Source organism: Pseudomonas sp. GR 6-02 (assembly GCF_001655615.1).
Lineage (GTDB): Bacteria > Pseudomonadota > Gammaproteobacteria > Pseudomonadales > Pseudomonadaceae > Aquipseudomonas.
In genome coordinates this window covers 3,597,782-3,616,419 of sequence record NZ_CP011567.1, presented here as the reverse complement: position 1 = coordinate 3,616,419, position 18,638 = coordinate 3,597,782, and the positions used below count along the sequence as shown (strand labels likewise).

The following is an 18,638-nucleotide window of genomic DNA, read 5'->3' as shown; positions in this document are numbered from 1 at the left end:
GTGGCGAGGGAGCTTGCTCCCGCTCGACTGCGCAGCAGTCGCAAATCCTGCCAATATGGTTCCGAGCGAATGCAGCGGGGGGGCGCTTCGCAGCCCAACGGGAGCAAGCTCACTCGCCACAGGTATCTTTCTCGACACCGAGTTTGCTGGCCACATGATGGTGCGCCGGCCGGCCCACTTCAGGGCATCCCCCTCGCCACATGCGCTCCAACCCTCTACCCTGAGGTGATTGGCAGGCCACGGTCTGCCGCCTCAGGACGCCGAGCCTCATGTATAAAGATTTGAAATTCCCGGTCCTGATCGTCCACCGCGACATCAAGGCCGACACCGTTGCCGGTGATCGTGTGCGTGGCATTGCCCGGGAGCTGGAGCAGGAAGGTTTCAGTATCGTTTCGGCGGTCGATTACACCGAGGGGCGTCTGGTCGCCTCGACCCATCACGGCCTTGCCTGCATGTTGATTGCCGCCGAAGACGCCAGCACCCACGCGCATCTTCTGCACAACATGGCCGAACTGATTCGCCTGGCGCGGGTTCGGGCGCCGGAGCTGCCGATTTTCGCCCTGGGCGAGCAAGTCACCCTGGAAAACGCCCCGGCCGACGCCATGGCCGAGCTCAATCAGCTGCGCGGCATTCTCTATTTGTTCGAAGACACCGTGCCATTCCTTGCCCGTCAGGTTGCCCGCGCGGCGCGCAAGTACCTGGACGGCCTGTTGCCGCCGTTCTTCAAGGCGTTGGTGCAGCACACCGCAGACTCCAATTATTCCTGGCACACGCCGGGGCATGGCGGCGGCGTGGCGTATCACAAGAGCCCGGTAGGGCAGGCGTTTCACCAGTTTTTCGGGGAAAATACCCTGCGTTCGGATTTGTCGGTGTCGGTGCCGGAACTCGGTTCGCTGCTCGATCACACTGGCCCGCTGGCTGAGGCGGAAGCGCGAGCGGCTCGCAACTTCGGCGCCGATCACACCTTTTTCGTGATCAATGGCACCTCGACCGCCAACAAGATCGTCTGGCATTCCATGGTGGCACGCGATGATCTGGTGCTGGTGGATCGCAACTGCCACAAGTCAGTGTTGCACGCGATCATCATGACCGGCGCGATTCCGCTGTACCTGTGCCCGGAGCGCAATGAGCTGGGGATCATTGGCCCGATTCCGTTGAGTGAGTTCAGCCGCGAATCAATCCAGGCCAAGATCGACGCGAGCCCACTGACCCAGGGCCGCGAGCCCAAGGTCAAGTTGGCGGTGGTGACCAACTCGACTTATGACGGCCTCTGTTACAACGCCGAACTGATCAAACAGAGCCTGGGCAACAGCGTCGAGGTGCTGCATTTCGACGAGGCCTGGTTCGCCTACGCGGCATTCCACGAGTTCTTCGCCGGCCGTTATGGCATGGGCACGTCCCGCAGCGAAGACAGCCCCTTGGTGTTTACCACCCATTCCACGCACAAACTGCTGGCGGCGTTCAGCCAGGCGTCGATGATTCACGTGCAGGACGGCGGTGCACGGCAGCTGGATCGCGACCGTTTCAACGAAGCGTTCATGATGCACATCTCGACCTCGCCGCAGTACAGCATCATCGCCTCGCTGGACGTGGCCTCGGCGATGATGGAAGGGCCGGCCGGTCGTTCGTTGCTACAGGAAATGTTCGACGAAGCGCTGAGTTTTCGCCGGGCGCTGGCCAATCTGCGCCAGCATATCGCCGCCGATGACTGGTGGTTTTCCATCTGGCAGCCGCCCTCGGTCGAAGCCATCGAGCAGGTGGCCGCCGAAGACTGGCTGCTGCAACCCGACGCCGATTGGCACGGCTTTGGCGGCGTGACTGACGACTATGTGCTGCTCGATCCGATCAAGGTCACGCTGGTGATGCCGGGGCTGACGGCGGGCGGCGCGCTGAGTGCGCGGGGGATTCCGGCGGCGGTAGTCAGCAAGTTCCTCTGGGAACGCGGGCTGGTCGTGGAAAAGACTGGGCTGTATTCATTCCTGGTGCTGTTCTCGATGGGCATTACCAAGGGCAAATGGAGCACGCTGCTGACCGAGTTACTGGAGTTCAAGCGCAGCTACGACGCCAACGTCAGCCTGGCCACCTGCCTGCCGTGCGTGGCGCAACAGAACATGGCCCGTTATCAAGGCATGGGGTTGCGCGATCTGTGCGATCAATTGCACGCCTGTTATCGCAGCAACGCCACGGCCAAACACCTCAAACGCATGTACACGGTGTTGCCGGAAGTCGCGATGAAGCCAGCGGACGCCTATGATCAATTGGTACGCGGGGAAGTGGAGGCCGTTTCGATCGATGCCCTGGACGGGCGGATCGCGGCAGTGATGCTGGTGCCATACCCGCCGGGGATCCCGTTGATCATGCCCGGCGAGCGTTTCACCGAGTCGACCCGCTCGATCATCGATTACCTGAAGTTTGCCCGGGCGTTCGACAGCAGCTTCCCCGGGTTTGTCGCCGATGTGCATGGCTTGCAACATGAAGACGAGGGCAATGGACGGCACTACACCGTCGATTGCATCAAGGAATGAGGACCTTTGCGAGTATGCAGCCCGTCATGAATCCCAAATACCCGGGCCTCTCGGTGCGTGTCGCCGATGAGGGTTTTGCGGCTTATATCTGGGGCAGTGATTTCAGTTTTGAAGTCGCCGCCTATGGCGCAGCAGAAATCGGCAAGCCGGTGGCGCAGTGGCCGGTGACGCCAATCACCCCGTATCGCAAGTGCTACGGCATCGATCCCGAAGAGTTCAGCAGCTTTCGCGACGCCGCCGACAGTGCGATTTTCATGGCCTATCTGGATGATGAGCCGGTGGGCCACCTGGTGGTCAGCACCAACTGGAACGGTTTCGCCCATATCGATGAATTGGCGGTGCATGCACCGGCGCGTCGCCATGGCGTGGCCAAGGCGTTGCTGGACGTAGCGCAGTTCTGGAGCCGCAAGAAAAAGCTGCCGGGCATCATGCTGGAAACCCAGAACAATAATCTTGGGGCCTGCCGGCTGTATGAACGCTGTGGCTACGTGGTTGGTGGGATCGATCATCTGCGTTATCGCGGGATCGACCCGAACACCGCCGAAGTCGCATTGTTCTGGTATCGATTGTTCGATAACCCGCTGGAAAAACCGATCAGCTCGCCAGCATCGCCACGGCTTGTTCCGTGATGATGTCCAGCAGCGTCTGAACCGCCGGAGAGGGCTCGGCGTTTTTCAGGCGCAGGGCGTAGACGCTGACCGGTACCGCAGGCGCCAGCGGGCAGGCATCGAGCCCGGCCGATTTGGCGCCAAGGGCGGTAAACGGATCGACAATCGCCAGGCCTTCACCGGCCTCGACCATGCTGCGCATCATTTGATGCGTCTGCACCCGGGTCTGGATGACCGGGGCAGGGCGCAGCGCATGCAGCTTGTTGTCCAGCGCCGGGCTGAGCGGGTCGTGACCTTCCAGGCCGACCATTGACTGGCCGGCCAAGTCTTGCAGCGAGATGTACTTCTGTTTCGGTTGCAACCAGCCATGGGGTGCCAATAGCTGGAGCTTGCCCTGGGCGATGATCTGGCAATCGATATCGGCATGGTCCGGGTCGTGCAGGCTCAGGCCCAGATCGCTTTCGCGCAGCAGCAGGCTTCTGACAATCTCGCGGGTCGGTTGGCTCAGGAGGGTGCAAGGTGCATCGGGGAGGCGTCGGCGCAGCGCCGCGATGCTCTGCGGCAACAGTTGTTGCGCCAGCGGCGGGGTGCAGATGATTCGCAGGGGCGGGGCCAGATATTGCTTGAGGCTGCTGGCCAGTCGCTGGACCGGCTCAAGGGCCTCGTAGACGCGGGCGATCTCGACCTGCAACTCCCGCGCCTCGCGCGTGGCTTGCAGACGGCCACGCACGCTGGCAAACAGCATGAAACCCAACTGATCCTCGGCATCGCGCAACGTGCGTTCAACCTCGGTCACGGGCAACTGCAACCATTCGGCCGCGGTGCCCAGGTGACCGGTCTGCAGGAGCGCCTGGATCACTTCGATATGACGTAAACGCATGCGTGAAGTCCATGTTCAGCAGGTGAGGGAGTCAGTGACTGAATCCTAACTCAAGTGCGCGCATATGACTTCTGCTCATAACAGCGGGTTATGAAGCGACGTTCGTTTCAGGTTCGCGAATGAGGGTGACACCGGTTTGCACCAGCACAAACGCGTTGTCGTCGAGTTTGTTGACCCGATCGCCAATGGCCAGTTTATAGGTGGTGACAGGCGCAGAGCCGGCGAGGCCGTCGTGCGACAGGGTGGATTCCTGGAACTCATGCACGGAATAAACACGGCCTTCCGCGTCTCTTGCATGGAACTGACCGACGAGTACTGCTGCCATCTGCTTAGAACCTCTGGAGATAAATCACTCAATTTGCGGTTCTGTAGACCGTGGTTGGGCGAGGTAAGTTTTCCTACAGGAAAAAAATAGTCAGGGGCGGCGATTTTCTGTCGCCCGCTGGTTGAATCGTCATTTGATCATCTATAACTAGAAGCTCTTTCCATCGAACAGTCGAGTATCTTCCATGAGCAACGTCTACGAGATCGCCGTTCTGGTCGGCAGCCTGAGAAAAGCATCGATCAACCGCAAGGTCGCGCTGGCGCTGGCCGAGCTGGCGCCTGCCAATCTGAAGCTGACGATCGTCGAAATCGGCGATTTGCCGCTGTACAACGAAGACATCGATGGCGATTCACCGCCGGCAGCCTACAGCACTTTCCGACAACAGGTGCGTTCATCCGACGCGGTGCTGTTCGTGACCCCGGAATACAACCGTTCGGTGCCGGCGCCGTTGAAGAATGCGATTGACGTCGGTTCGCGTCCCTATGGCCAGAGTGTCTGGGACGGCAAGCCGGGTGCGGTGATCAGCGCTTCACCGGGCGCCGTCGGCGGATTTGGCGCCAACCACAATGTGCGCCAGTCGATGGTGTTTCTCAATGTACCGTGCATGCAGCAGCCGGAAGCTTATCTGGGCGGCGCGGGTTCAGCGTTCGACGAGGCGGGCAAGTTGTCGGAGTCGCTCAAGCCGTTCCTGCAGAAATTCATCAATGCGTATGCGCAGTGGGTCGAGCAGCATAAAAAGCCATGACCGCTTCCTTTTAGCTCGTAGCGGCTGTCTCGCAGGCTCGGCAGCTGCTGCATCGGGCATTTCATCCCACCTTCACTTTACGGCCTATTCAAACCTCCCTATATTCCGCGCTTCGTTTTTCCGTCGGGCTGGAACCGGGTTTATATGCTCATCGCATCGTTGATTTTTTTGCTGACCATCACCCTGGTGATCTGGCAACCCAAAGGCTTGGGTGTCGGCTGGAGTGCGGTATTCGGCGCGGTGCTGGCACTGCTGTCCGGGGTGGTGCACCTGAGCGATATTCCGCTGGTATGGCAGATCATCTGGAATGCCACCGGCACCTTCGTTGCGCTGATTATCATCAGCCTGCTGCTGGATGAGGCGGGGTTCTTTGCCTGGGCCGCGTTGCATGTGGCCCGTTGGGGGCGGGGCAGCGGGCGCAAGCTCTTTGCTTATATGGTGCTGCTCGGCGCACTGGTCTCGGCGTTGTTCGCCAATGACGGCGCTGCGCTGATTCTTACGCCGATCGTGATTTCCATGCTGCTGGCGTTGCGTTTTTCCCCGGCGGCGACCCTGGCGTTCGTGATGGGGGCCGGTTTCATCGCCGACACCGCGAGCCTGCCGCTGGTGGTGTCGAACCTGGTGAACATTGTTTCGGCTGACTTCTTCAAGATCAGTTTCAACCGCTACGCCGCGGTGATGATTCCGGTCAATCTGGTAAGCGTGGCGGCGACCCTGGCAATGTTGATGGTGTTTTTCCGTCGCGACATCCCTCGTGATTACCATCCCGAGCAGTTGGCAGACCCGGCCACCGCGATTCACGACACTGCAACGTTTTATGCCGGTTGGGTGGTGTTGGTGATTCTGCTGCTCGGCTGCTTTGCCCTTGAGCCGTTGGGCATTCCGATCAGCGCGATCTCCGCGGTGTGCGCTGCATTGCTGCTGGCCATTGCCGCCCGTGGCCACAAGATTTCCACGCGTAAGGTGATGAAAGAAGCGCCGTGGCAGATCGTGATTTTTTCCTTAGGGATGTACCTCGTGGTGTATGGCCTGCGCAACGCCGGGCTAACCGGGTATCTGGCCGGTTGGCTGGATGGCTTCGCCGGTTACGGCGTGTGGGGCGCGGCTATGGGCACCGGGGTGCTGACGGCGTTGCTGTCGTCAGTGATGAACAATCTGCCGACCGTGCTGATCGGCTTGCTCTCGATCGATGCCAGTCAGGCGACCGGCGTGGCGAAAGAGGCGATGATCTACGCCAACGTCATCGGCAGCGACCTGGGGCCGAAAATCACCCCGATCGGCAGTCTGGCGACCTTGCTGTGGCTGCATGTGCTGCAGCGCAAGAATATCCGGATTGGCTGGGGCTACTACTTCAAGGTCGGGGTTGTGCTGACGGTGCCGGTGTTGTTGGTGACGTTGGCGGCCTTGGCGTTGCGGTTATCCATCTAGACCGGGCGGACACTGCAAGCGCTCAACCACTGCCCGGCACATTCGGCCAAAGATCGGACACCAGGAACAGCCGCTCGGCCTCTTCCCAATCCCCTTTGGCATTCTCTGTCAGCCGCACCATCAATTGCGCCGGTGCCAGCGGGTCCAGATCACTCAGCCACGCCTTCAGCTGTTCAGCGCTCCAGGTCTGCTCCTCGGGATAGTGCGCCGGCGCCAGCCAGGCATGGCGGGGCAGGGGTTGCCAGCGACCGAACGGACGCTGCACGACAAACTCCGCCCAGTCCTTCTGGTGCAGCCAGCTACCGCGTAAATGCTGAGGATGTGCACCGCTGGGTGGTTCGGCCTGCCCCGGCCACGGATAGAGCAGATAACCGCCCAGCCATAGATGCGCGCTGAACTGCTGGATATCCAGCGACGCCAGCACCTCACGGCTTTCCGCCCGTGCGGAAATCGGCAGTTGATGCTGGCTCAGGTGTTCCAGTTTGCGGTCCAGCCGATCATGACAACCCGGTCCAAGCCATTGCGCGGTGTCACGGCCGTCACCGTTCTGCGGGCCGAGATAGAGCTTGATCGCCAGTTCCAGGTGATGCACACCATCGCGATCGCGCAGCAGCATGTCCAACTCGCCGAGGGTATGGCCTTCGCGACGGATCGGCATGTTGGCGGCGATCAGCTCGATCCCCGGCGCGTGCCGCACGGCGTACTGCCACAGCCGTTCGTAGTACAAACCCAGGCGCCGGGTCCTGGCCTGGGCCAGCCAGTGCAGCAAATCGTAACTGTCACGATCCAGATGCCTGAGCCAGTGTTCCAGGCGCTCCGGCGCCTGCACCCAATCGCTGCCGGCCAGGGGATGACGCTGCGGCCACGGGGTGGCGTCGAGCATCGGCGGCGCGAGGATGACCCAAGCCAGGTCGCGCACTTCAGGGTGGCGCAACTGGTGAGGTAACTGGAGCAAGTCTGGAAATAGGATCATCTTGCGAGCATAGCCCGAAACTAGAGCACACCGTTGTGGCTGAAAGGGTTTTGTCTACGCCGCGCTTTCGCCCATAATCGTGTTTTTCGCCGCCACACGCGTTAGGGGCCTCATGGAGCAATTTCGTAATATCGGCATCATCGGTCGCCTGGGCAGTTCTCAGGTGCTGGATACCGTCCGCCGACTGAAACGGTTTCTGCTCGATCGTCACCTGCACGTGATCCTCGAAGACACTATCGCCGAAGTCCTGCCGGGCCATGGCCTGCAAACTTCGTCGCGCAAGATGCTCGGTGAAGTCTGTGACATGGTGATTGTGGTCGGTGGTGACGGCAGCCTGCTGGGCGCTGCCCGGGCGCTGGCCCGGCACAACATCCCGGTGCTCGGTATCAACCGTGGCAGCCTGGGATTCCTCACCGATATTCGCCCCGATGAGCTGGAAGTCAAAGTCGCCGAAGTGCTCGACGGCCATTACCTGGTGGAAAACCGCTTCCTGTTGCAAGCCGAAGTCCGGCGCCACGCCGAGGCCATCGGCCAGGGCGATGCGCTGAACGATGTAGTGCTGCACCCCGGCAAGTCGACGCGAATGATCGAGTTCGAGCTGTACATCGACGGCCAGTTCGTCTGCAGCCAGAAGGCCGACGGCCTGATCGTTGCCACGCCGACCGGTTCGACCGCTTACGCGCTGTCTGCGGGCGGCCCGATCATGCATCCCAAGCTCGACGCTATTGTGATTGTGCCGATGTACCCCCATACCTTGTCGGGTAGGCCGATTGTGGTCGATGGCAACAGTGAGCTGAAAATCGTCGTGTCCAAAGATATGCAGATTTACCCGCAAGTCTCCTGTGATGGGCAGAACCACTTCACCTGCGCGCCCGGTGACACCATCACCATCAGCAAGAAAGCGCAGAAGCTGCGGCTGATTCACCCACTCGACCACAACTACTACGAAGTCTGCCGGACCAAGCTCGGCTGGGGCAGCAAGTTGGGTGGTGGAGGCGACTGATGCTCGATCCCGCGCGTAGCTACGACCTGATCGGTGACGTGCACGGTTGCGCTCTGACCCTTGAGCACTTGCTCGACCGGCTCGGTTACCACAAACAGGCAGGTGTCTGGCGGCATCCGTCGCGCATGGCGGTGTTCCTCGGCGATATCATCGACCGCGGCCCGCGGATTCGCGAGGCGCTGCACATCGTCCACGACATGGTCGAGGCCGGCCAGGCGCTGTGCATCATGGGCAACCATGAGTTCAACGCCCTCGGTTGGAGCACGCCGGCGCTGCCGGGCAGCGGCAAACAGTTCGTGCGCGAGCACACCCCGCGCCACGCCCGCCTGCTTCAGGAAACCCTGACCCAGTTCGAAGATCATCCCCAGGATTGGCACGACTTCCTGCAATGGTTCTACAAGCTGCCATTGTTCGTCGATGCCGAGCGTTTCCGCGTGGTGCATGCCTGTTGGGATGCCAGCCTGATCGAGCCGTTGCGCGGGTTGTTCCCCGACGGTTGCATCGACGAGCATTTCCTCCAGGCCTCCGCAGTGCCCGGCAGTTTCGCCTGCACCGTGTTCGATCGCCTGCTGCGCGGCACCGACATGCGCTTGCCCCACGGTTTGACCATGACCAGCGGCGACGGCCTGACGCGCTCGTTTTTCCGCACTAAATTCTGGGAAGACGACCCGCAAACCTACGGAGACATCGTGTTCCAGCCCGACGCCTTGCCCGAGCCGGTGGCCCGCACACCGCTGTCGTCCAGTGAAAAAGACAACTTGCTGCGCTACGGCATCGATGAGCCGATGCTGTTCGTCGGCCACTACTGGCGCAGCGGCAAACCGGCGCCGATCCGCCCGAACCTGGCGTGCCTGGATTACAGCGCGGTGCTCTACGGCAAACTGGTCGCTTATCGTCTGGATCAGGAAACCCGTCTCGACCCGCATAAATTTGTCTGGGTCGATGTCGAGCGGCCGGAGGTGTTGCAATGACGGCGGTGGCGGTATTGCGTCTACCACTGGCGGTAGATTTGAGCGGGTTCGTCAAACTGCTGCAGCGCATGCAAGTGCCCCATCGGGTCAGCGAAGAGGCGGGCGAGCAGGTACTGTGGGTACCGGCCAGCATCAGCGAAGACGTGCGCTCGTTGTACGAACGCTTTCCGGCCGGCGACCCCGATCAGCAACTGGATATCCCGGTGGCGCCGACCCTGCAACGTCCGGGTTTTGTCGAGCAGTTGCGCCACAGCAAGGCCACGGCGTTCGTGCTGTTGCTGAGCCTGATCGTCGGCGTGGTGACGCTGCTGGGCGAAAACCTCGAGACGATGCGCTGGCTGACCTTCCTCGATTTCCGCGTGGTCGGCGAATACATCCATTTCACGCCACTGGCCGACAGCCTGGCGGCGGGGCAGTGGTGGCGTCTGGTGACGCCGATGCTGATCCACTTCGGCATCCTGCACCTGGCCATGAACGGCATGTGGTATTGGGAGCTGGGGCGGCGCATCGAGTCGCGTCAGGGCAGCATCAACCTGATCGGCCTGACGTTGCTGTTCAGCCTGGTATCCAACTATGCCCAGTTTTTTTTCAGCGGCCCGACCCTGTTTGGCGGGTTGTCCGGGGTGCTGTACGGCCTGCTCGGGCATTGCTGGATCTTCCAGTTGTTGTCGCCGAACCCTGCTTATCGCCTGCCTCGTGGGGTGTTGGTGATGATGCTGGTGTGGCTGTTGTTGTGCCTGTCGGGGCTGGTCTCGATGATCGGTTTCGGCGAAATTGCCAACGCGGCCCACGTCGGCGGGTTACTCATCGGATGCTTCACCGGTTTGTTGGGCGGTTTGTACAACCGCCGTAAACTGGCCGTCTAATCAGTTATGAATGAAGAGCGCGGAGCCCTTGATGTCCTCTTTTAACGAAATGATCAAAAACATTACCCCGGATATCTACCAGAGCCTGAAACTGGCGGTGGAAATCGGCAAATGGTCCGACGGTGGCAAACTCACCGCCGAGCAGCGCGAACTGTCCCTGCAAGCGATGATCGCCTGGGAAATCCAGAACCTGCCCGAAGAACAGCGCACCGGTTACATGGGCCCGCAGGAGTGCGCGTCGAAGTCGATCGAAGTGCCGAATATTCTGTTCAAGTCGGATGCCATCCATTGATCGAGATTGGCCGCGGTGCAATCAGCAAAATGTCGGCGCGCCTTGACGGGCCGAACGTGCAGTACGCTTTTCGTCTGGGCGACGCCGAGGTACCGGTCAATCCGTTGATCGGCACCACGGTGCGCCTGGAGTACCTGGGGGCGATCCACTGCACCCATTGCGGACGCAAGACCAAAACCAGTTTCAGCCAGGGTTACTGCTACCCGTGCATGACCAAACTGGCGCAGTGTGACATCTGCATCATGAGCCCGGAGCGTTGCCACTACGATGCCGGCACTTGCCGGGAGCCTGAGTGGGGCGAGAAGTTCTGCATGACCGACCATGTGGTTTACCTGGCCAATTCGTCGGGGATCAAGGTCGGCATTACCCGCGCCACCCAACTGCCGACCCGTTGGCTCGATCAGGGTGCCAGCCAGGCCTTGCCGATCGTGCGCGTCTCGACCCGCCAGCAGTCGGGCTTCGTCGAAGACCTGTTCCGCAGTCAAGTCGCTGACAAGACCAACTGGCGTGCTTTGCTCAAGGGCGATGCGGTGTCGGTGGACCTGGCGCAGGTTCGCGATCAGCTGTTTGAAAGCTGTGCCGAAGGTTTGCACAGTTTGCAGGAACGATTCGGCCTACAAGCAATCCAGACAATTACCGATGTCGAACCGCTCGAAATCCGCTATCCGGTCGAGCAGTACCCGGCCAAAATCGTCAGCTTCAACCTGGACAAGAACCCGATTGCCGAAGGCACGCTGTTGGGGATCAAGGGTCAATACCTGATTTTCGACACCGGCGTGATCAATATTCGTAAATACACGGCCTACCAGCTCGCCGTGCATCAGTAAGGACTCAAGCATGCGCACCGAACAACCGAAGATGATTTACCTGAAGGACTATCAGGCGCCCGAGTACCTGATCGACGAGACGCACCTGACCTTCGAGTTGTTCGAGGACCACAGCCTGGTCCATGCGCAACTGGTGATGCGCCGCAACCCTGAGCGTGGCCCGGGCCTGCCGCCATTGGTGCTCGACGGCCAGCAACTCGAGCTGCTGTCGGTGACCCTGGCCGACCAGGAGCTGAGCGCCACCGACTACCAACTGACCGAGAACCATCTGACCCTGCACCCGACCGCAACAAGCTTCACGGTCGACACCAGCGTCCGGATCCACCCGGAAACCAACACCGCCCTGGAAGGCCTGTACAAATCCGGCACGATGTTCTGCACCCAGTGCGAGGCCGAAGGTTTCCGCAAGATCACCTATTACCTCGACCGCCCGGACGTGATGAGCACGTTCACCACCACGGTGGTCGCCGAGCAGCACAGCTATCCGGTGCTGCTGTCCAACGGCAACCCGATTGCCTCCGGTCCCGGCGAAGACGGCCGCCACTGGGCGACCTGGGAAGACCCATTCAAGAAGCCTGCCTACCTGTTCGCGTTGGTGGCCGGTGACTTGTGGTGTGTCGAAGACACTTTCACCACCATGACCGAGCGCTCCGTGGCGCTGCGCATTTATGTCGAGCCAGAAAACATCGACAAGTGCCAGCACGCCATGAACAGCCTGAAGAAGTCCATGCGTTGGGACGAAGAAGTCTACGGTCGCGAGTACGACCTGGACATCTTCATGATCGTTGCGGTCAACGACTTCAACATGGGCGCCATGGAAAACAAGGGCCTCAACATCTTCAATTCCAGCGCCGTGCTGGCCCGCGCCGAAACCGCTACCGACGCCGCACACCAGCGGGTCGAAGCGATCGTCGCCCACGAATACTTCCACAACTGGTCGGGCAACCGCGTGACCTGCCGCGACTGGTTCCAGCTGTCGCTCAAGGAAGGCTTCACCGTGTTCCGCGATTCGGAGTTCTCTGCCGACATGAACTCGGCCACGGTCAAGCGCATCCAGGACGTGGCATACCTGCGCACCCACCAGTTCGCCGAAGACGCCGGCCCCATGGCTCACGCCGTACGCCCGGACAGCTTCATCGAGATTTCCAACTTCTACACCCTGACCGTGTACGAAAAGGGTTCGGAAGTGGTCGGCATGATCCACACCTTGCTCGGGGCCGATGGCTTCCGCAAAGGCAGCGACCTGTACTTCGAACGCCATGACGGCCAGGCCGTGACCTGCGACGACTTCATCAAGGCCATGGAAGATGCCAATGGCGTCGACCTGACCCAGTTCAAGCGCTGGTACAGCCAGGCCGGCACACCGCGTCTGGCGGTGAGCGAGTCCTACGACGCCACGGCGAAAACCTACAGCCTGACCTTCCGCCAGAGCTGCCCGGAAACCCCGGACAAGGTTGAGAAGCTGCCGTTCGTGATTCCGGTGGAGCTGGGTCTGCTTGATTCGAAAGGCGCGGCAATTGCATTGCGTCTGTCCGGTGAAGCCAGTGCTCAAGGCACTTCGCGGGTGATCTCGGTGACTGAAGCCGAGCAGACCTTCACCTTCGTCGACATTGCTGAAAAACCACTGCCGTCGTTGCTGCGCGGCTTCTCGGCGCCGGTGAAACTGAGCTTCCCGTACGACCGCGATCAACTGATGTTCCTGATGCAGCATGACAGCGACGGTTTCAACCGTTGGGATGCCGGCCAGCAGTTGTCGGTGCAGGTGCTGCAAGAGTTGATCGCCCAGCAGCAGAAGGGTGAAGCGCTGGTGCTGGATCAGCGTCTGGTTGCAGCCCTGCGTACCGTGCTGTCCGACGAGACGCTGGATCAGGCGATGGTCGCTGAAATGCTCTCGCTGCCAAGCGAGGCATACCTGACCGAAATCAGCGAAGTGGCTGATGTGGAAGCGATCCACACCGCTCGCGAATTTGCGCGCAAGCAACTGGCGGACACGCTGTTCGAAGCGCTGTGGCTGCGTTATCAGGCCAATCGCGATCTGTCGAAGAAGACTCCGTATGTGGCCGAGGCCGAGCACTTCGCCCGCCGCGCACTGCAGAACATTGCGTTGTCCTACCTGATGCTCAGCGACAAGCCAGAAGTATTGGCGGCAACCCTTGAGCAGTTCGACAGCTGCGACAACATGACCGAGCGCCTGACCGCGTTGGCCGTGTTGGTGAATTCGCCGTTCGAAACGCAGAAAGCCAAGGCACTGGCGAGCTTCGCCGAGCACTTCAAGGACAATCCGCTGGTCATGGATCAGTGGTTCAGCGTTCAGGCCGGCAGTGTATTGCCAGGCGGTCTGGCGCGGGTCAAAGCCTTGATGCAACACCCGGCGTTCAACATCAAGAACCCCAACAAGGTGCGCGCGCTGGTCGGCGCGTTTGCCGGACAGAACCTGATCAACTTCCACGCGGCGGATGGTTCCGGGTATCGGTTCCTGGCGGATCTGGTGATTGAGCTCAACGGCTTTAACCCGCAGATCGCTTCTCGCCAACTGGCGCCGCTGACCCGCTGGCGCAAGTACGACAGCGCCCGTCAGGCGTTGATGAAAGGCGAACTGGAGCGGATTCTCGCTTCGGGGCAGCTGTCCAGCGACGTGTACGAAGTGGTCAGCAAAAGCCTGGCTTGATCTGGTTGCCTGCTCTCTCAAGTGTTCACTCGGACCTTGTGGGGGCGGGCTTGCTCGCGATGGCGGCCTGATAGCCGACCGGGATTTTTGATGGAGTACATATCCATTTCTGCGGTAACGGCTACTTAGGGTTTCGCCCTTACGGCGAGGCACTTTTGGCAAACGCCCCAAAAGTACCCAAAAGGTCTCGCCCCAAGCGTCCGGCCCCTCGCTGAGGCTCGGCGTTCCTTCGCTCCGGTATCCATCTGGGGGCATCGCCCTACGGTCTGCTTCGCTACGACCTACATGCGATGGGTTCGACTGCGTCGAACGGCGCTGCGCGCCAATCCCCAGATGAACACCTGCGCTCAGCCTCCCGAAGGGGCGGGTAGATCAAGATCAAGATCAAAAGCCAAAGCAAAGCAAATGCAAGATCAAAAGATCGCAGCCTCGCTTCGCTCGACATCTCCTACAGGGAAATGCGTCCGCTTGAGATCAGGCCGGCCGGTAGGCCGCCTTGTTTTTGATTTTGACGCACCGCCCCCTCGAGAGGCCGAGTGGAGGTTCTGCGCAGTGGGCAACCCGGCATGGATGCCGGGTTAGCCGCCCCCGGCCATGGATGGCCGATGGCGGCGGGCCCACGGAGCAGGACCGGAGCGAGGGCATGCCGAGCCTGGGCGAGGCACCGAACGAAAGGGGCAAAAGCGCTTTGGTTACTTTGGCGCTTTTCCAAAGTGACCCGCTGTAAGAGCGGAACCAATAGCCGCCGTTACCGCAGAAACGGATATGTACCCCAGACCCCAGACTCCAATCACCGCTCCGAATGCCTCCCCATTCACCCACACCCCATATCCCCCCGGTTAACAAAACATAACGTGGCGTCGATTGTCAGACCTTTCCAAACCCCGATAGGATAAGCCCAGCTTCCGAAGGGGCTCTGGATTGCGGGTTTCAGGACTATGCTCTGGAATAGGGCAGTCCCGGTGAGCACCCCCTTACGGCGCCCTGAAAGGTTGAATGACCTAACAATAATAATGGGGGAAGGTCTATGAGTGAGCCTGTCATGGGTGTGAGTATTTGCCGCCCGCCGGCGTTACGCAGGTTCGCGTTGCTGGCTACAGCGCTCTCGCTGTTGGGTTGTGCCGTGTTGTCGGCTCCTGTGCTGGCCGCTGCCGCGCCGACCACCGACGTGGTTTATTCCATTGAATCCGCCAAGGCCAGCAAAGGCCTGATGCTCGATGTCGTGCATGCCGGCAAACGCCTGGTGGCGGTCGGCGATCGCGGGCACATTCTTTATTCCGATGACCAGGGCGCAACCTGGACCCAAGCCAAGGTGCCGACCCGGCAACTGCTGACAGCGGTATTTTTTGTCGATGACAAGCACGGTTGGGCCGTCGGCCATGACGCGCAGATCCTCGCCAGTGAAGACGGCGGTGTCACCTGGACCAAGCAATTCGAAGACCTGCGCCGCGAATCGCCGCTGCTCGACGTCTGGTTCAAGGACGTCAACAGCGGCTATGCCGTGGGCGCCTACGGTGCCTTGCTGGAAACCACCGACGGTGGCAAAAACTGGGAAGACGTCAGCGATCGCCTGGCCAACGAAGACCAGTACCACCTCAACGCCATAGCTGCAGTCAAGGATTCCGGCATTTTCATCGTCGGCGAGCAGGGCAGCATGTTCCGTTCCGCCGATGAAGGGCAGACCTGGGAAAAGCTTGAAGGCCCCTACGAGGGCTCGCTGTTCGGCGTCATCGGCACCGCGCAACCGGCCACGCTGCTGGTCTACGGCTTGAGGGGCAATCTCTATCGCTCCACGGATTTCGGCACCACGTGGGATCAGGTCGAACTCAAGGCTGCACGCGGTGCGCTGGAATTCGGCCTGTCCGGCGCCACATTGCTCGACGACGGTTCCATCGTGATCGTCGGCAATGGTGGCAGTGTCATTCGCAGCAGCGACGACGGCGAAACCTTCAGCGTGTTCAACCGTCCCGATCGCATTTCCGTCTCATCGGTCACGGCGGCGGGTAACGGTAATCTGATTCTGGCAGGCCAGGGCGGCGTGCGCGTCACCTCGCCAACGGGCGCAGAGAATGGCACAAACGGGTCGTCCAAATGAGCCGGGCAAATAATAAGAAGGCGGGTCTATGACATCCTTAAGCACTCCTCATCAGGACAAGGCGACGTTTCTTGAGCGCCTGATCTTCAACAACCGCCCGGCGGTGATCGTCATCTGCCTGCTGGTCAGTATTTTCCTGTTCTGGCAGGCGACGCTGATCCGGCCGTCCACCAGTTTCGAAAAAATGATCCCGCTCGAGCATCCGTTCATTGAAAAGATGATGGAGCACCGCAACGATCTGGCGAACCTGGGCAACACCGTACGGATTTCCGTTGAAGCCACCGATGGCGACATCTTCTCCAAGGAGTACATGGAGACCCTGCGCCAGATCAACGACGAGGTGTTCTACATCTCCGGCGTCGACCGTTCCGGCCTCAAGTCGCTGTGGAGCCCGAGCGTGCGCTGGACCGAGGTGACGGAGGAGGGCTTCGCCGGTGGTGAAGTGATTCCCCAGAGCTATAACGGCTCCCAGCAGAGCCTCGACCTACTGCGCAACAACGTGCTCAAGTCCGGGCAAGTCGGGCGGCTGGTGGCCAACGACTTCAAGTCGAGCATCGTCGACATCCCGCTGCTGGAGTCCTACCCGGACCCGCAAGACCAGGGCAAGTTGCTGGCACTGGACTACCGCAAGTTCTCGCATGAACTTGAAGACAAGATCCGCAACAAGTTCGAAACCCAGAACCCTAACGTGAAGATCCACATTGTCGGGTTCGCCAAGAAAGTTGGCGACCTGATCGATGGGCTGGTCATGGTGGTGATGTTCTTCGGCGTTGCATTCGTCATCACCCTGATCCTGCTGTACTGGTTCACCAACTGCATGCGCAGCACCGTGGCAGTACTGAGTACGACGCTGGTGGCGGTGGTCTGGCAGCTCGGCTTGATGCACTTTTTCGGCTTCGGGCTGGATCCGTACTCGATGCTGGTGCCGTTCCTGATCTTCGCCATCGGGATTTCCCACGGCGTGCAGAAAATCAACGGTATCGCCTTGCAGTCCAGCGAGGCGGACAACGCACTGACTGCGGCGCGGCGAACATTCCGTCAGTTGTTCCTCCCGGGGATGATCGCGATCCTCGCGGATGCGGTGGGCTTTATCACGCTGTTGATCATCGACATCGGCGTGATTCGTGAACTGGCCATCGGCGCGTCCATCGGCGTGGCGGTGATCGTATTCACCAACCTGATCCTGCTGCCGGTAGCTATTTCCTACGTGGGTATCAGCAAACGCGCCGTCGACCGCAGCAAGAAAGACGCGCACCGCGAGCATCCCTTCTGGCGCCTGCTGGCGAACTTTGCCAGCCCGAAAGTCGCACCGGTCTCCATTCTCCTGGCGCTGATCGCCTTTGGCGGTGGCCTTTGGTACAGCCAGAACCTGAAAATCGGCGACCTCGACCAGGGTGCGCCGGAACTGCGTCCGGACTCGCGTTACAACAAGGACAACAGCTTCATCATCAACAACTATTCCACCAGTTCCGACGTGCTGGTGGTAATGGTCAAGACCAAGCCCGAAGGGTGCTCGCGCTATGAAGCCATGGCACCGATCGACGAGCTGATGTGGAAGATGCAGAACACCGAGGGCGTGCAGTCGGCGATCTCGCTGGTGACCGTGTCCAAGCAAATGATCAAGGGCATGAACGAGGGCAACCTGAAATGGGAAACCCTGTCGCGCAATCCGGACGTGCTGAACAACTCCATCGCCCGTGCCGATGGTCTGTACAACAACAATTGCTCTTTGGCGCCGGTGCTGGTGTTCCTCAACGATCACAAGGCCGAAACCCTGGATCGCGCGGTTCATGCGGTGCAGGACTTCGCCAAGGACAACAACAAGGAAGGCCTGGAATTCCTCCTCGCGGCCGGTAACGCCGGGATCGAGGCCGCCACCAACGAAGTGATCAAGCGTTCCGAACTGACGATTCTGGTGCTGGTGTACATCTGCGTTGCGACCATGTGCATGATCACCTTCCGTTCCTGGGCGGCGACCTTGTGCATCGTGCTGCCGCTGGTGCTGACCTCGGTGCTCGGCAACGCACTGATGGCGTTCATGGGCATCGGTGTGAAAGTGGCGACCTTGCCAGTGGTGGCACTCGGGGTGGGGATCGGCGTGGATTACGGGATCTACATCTACAGTCGCCTGGAAAGCTTCCTGCGTGCCGGCCTGTCGCTGCAAGAGGCGTACTACCAGACGCTGAAGTCCACCGGTAAAGCTGTGTTGTTCACCGGTCTGTGCCTGGCAATCGGCGTGTGCACCTGGATCTTCTCGGCGATCAAGTTCCAGGCCGACATGGGCCTGATGCTGACCTTCATGCTGCTCTGGAACATGTTTGGCGCGTTGTGGCTGCTGCCGGCGCTGGCGCGGTTCCTGATCAAGCCAGAGAAACTGGCGGGGCAGAAGGGCAACTCGCTGTTTGCTCACTAGGCGTCAGCCTGACCCAAAA

At 60.4% G+C, this 18,638-nt stretch carries 15 protein-coding genes; 12 read left to right on the top strand and 3 right to left on the bottom strand.

The features are described from left to right. The first annotated feature begins 269 nt into the window (after nucleotides 1-269). Both PGR6_RS15795 and PGR6_RS15790 read left to right on the top strand, forming a co-directional pair. Complete coding sequence (locus PGR6_RS15795; RefSeq protein ID WP_064618221.1) at nucleotides 270-2,525, top strand: Orn/Lys/Arg decarboxylase N-terminal domain-containing protein; 2,256 nt, start codon at nucleotides 270-272, stop codon at nucleotides 2,523-2,525. 14 nt (nucleotides 2,526-2,539) lie between these two features. Continuing rightward, entirely contained in the window at nucleotides 2,540-3,154 is a 615-nt protein-coding gene (locus PGR6_RS15790) for a GNAT family N-acetyltransferase (RefSeq protein WP_007937773.1), read from the top strand. Here the strand turns inward: PGR6_RS15790 and PGR6_RS15785 are convergent. Continuing rightward, complete coding sequence (locus PGR6_RS15785) at nucleotides 3,120-4,013, bottom strand: LysR substrate-binding domain-containing protein (RefSeq protein ID WP_064618218.1); 894 nt, start codon at nucleotides 4,011-4,013, stop codon at nucleotides 3,120-3,122. The genes PGR6_RS15790 and PGR6_RS15785 overlap by 35 nt on opposite strands. Nucleotides 4,014-4,101: 88 nt before the next feature. Continuing rightward, nucleotides 4,102-4,338: a hypothetical protein gene (locus PGR6_RS15780; protein ID WP_018929617.1), complete on the bottom strand. Its 237-nt coding sequence runs from the start codon at nucleotides 4,336-4,338 to the stop codon at nucleotides 4,102-4,104. 184 nt (nucleotides 4,339-4,522) lie between these two features. Here PGR6_RS15780 and PGR6_RS15775 point away from each other — a divergent pair, with 184 nt between their 5' ends. Then, entirely contained in the window at nucleotides 4,523-5,083 is a 561-nt protein-coding gene (locus PGR6_RS15775; protein WP_018929616.1) for an NADPH-dependent FMN reductase, read from the top strand. 144 nt (nucleotides 5,084-5,227) lie between these two features. Beyond that, on the top strand, nucleotides 5,228-6,511 hold the full coding sequence (locus PGR6_RS15770; RefSeq protein ID WP_018929615.1) for an arsenic transporter: 1,284 nt from the start codon (nucleotides 5,228-5,230) through the stop codon (nucleotides 6,509-6,511). 22 nt (nucleotides 6,512-6,533) lie between these two features. Here the strand turns inward: PGR6_RS15770 and PGR6_RS15765 are convergent, their stop codons facing one another. Then, nucleotides 6,534-7,484 (bottom strand): DUF1853 family protein, encoded by a 951-nt coding sequence (locus PGR6_RS15765; protein WP_064618216.1) that lies wholly within the window; start codon nucleotides 7,482-7,484, stop codon nucleotides 6,534-6,536. Between the two features lie 112 nt (nucleotides 7,485-7,596). On the opposite strand from PGR6_RS15765, the gene PGR6_RS15760 reads away from it, so the two are divergent. The 8 genes from PGR6_RS15760 (at nucleotide 7,597) to PGR6_RS15725 (ending at nucleotide 18,619) form a co-directional block, all read left to right on the top strand. Then, entirely contained in the window at nucleotides 7,597-8,487 is an 891-nt protein-coding gene (locus tag PGR6_RS15760) for an NAD(+) kinase (protein WP_007906781.1), read from the top strand. Continuing rightward, a complete protein-coding gene (locus PGR6_RS15755; protein WP_172901237.1) occupies nucleotides 8,484-9,458 on the top strand; it encodes a metallophosphoesterase in 975 nt (324 codons plus the stop codon). The genes PGR6_RS15760 and PGR6_RS15755 overlap by 4 nt, the downstream gene beginning before the upstream one ends. Next, complete coding sequence (locus PGR6_RS15750) at nucleotides 9,455-10,324, top strand: rhomboid family intramembrane serine protease (RefSeq protein WP_019648963.1); 870 nt, start codon at nucleotides 9,455-9,457, stop codon at nucleotides 10,322-10,324. The genes PGR6_RS15755 and PGR6_RS15750 overlap by 4 nt, the downstream gene beginning before the upstream one ends. 31 nt (nucleotides 10,325-10,355) lie before the next feature. Continuing rightward, nucleotides 10,356-10,616 (top strand): YeaC family protein, encoded by a 261-nt coding sequence (locus PGR6_RS15745; RefSeq protein ID WP_007937782.1) that lies wholly within the window; start codon nucleotides 10,356-10,358, stop codon nucleotides 10,614-10,616. Then, nucleotides 10,613-11,443: a DUF2797 domain-containing protein gene (locus PGR6_RS15740; protein ID WP_018929611.1), complete on the top strand. Its 831-nt coding sequence runs from the start codon at nucleotides 10,613-10,615 to the stop codon at nucleotides 11,441-11,443. The genes PGR6_RS15745 and PGR6_RS15740 overlap by 4 nt, the downstream gene beginning before the upstream one ends. 10 nt (nucleotides 11,444-11,453) lie before the next feature. Then, nucleotides 11,454-14,111: an aminopeptidase N gene (gene pepN, locus PGR6_RS15735; RefSeq protein ID WP_064618214.1), complete on the top strand. Its 2,658-nt coding sequence runs from the start codon at nucleotides 11,454-11,456 to the stop codon at nucleotides 14,109-14,111. Nucleotides 14,112-15,138: 1,027 nt separating this feature from the next. After that, nucleotides 15,139-16,206, top strand: coding sequence for a WD40/YVTN/BNR-like repeat-containing protein (locus PGR6_RS15730; RefSeq protein ID WP_064618212.1), 1,068 nt, complete (start codon nucleotides 15,139-15,141; stop codon nucleotides 16,204-16,206). Between the two features lie 28 nt (nucleotides 16,207-16,234). After that, nucleotides 16,235-18,619: an efflux RND transporter permease subunit gene (locus tag PGR6_RS15725; RefSeq protein ID WP_018929607.1), complete on the top strand. Its 2,385-nt coding sequence runs from the start codon at nucleotides 16,235-16,237 to the stop codon at nucleotides 18,617-18,619. Nucleotides 18,620-18,638 lie beyond the last annotated feature (19 nt).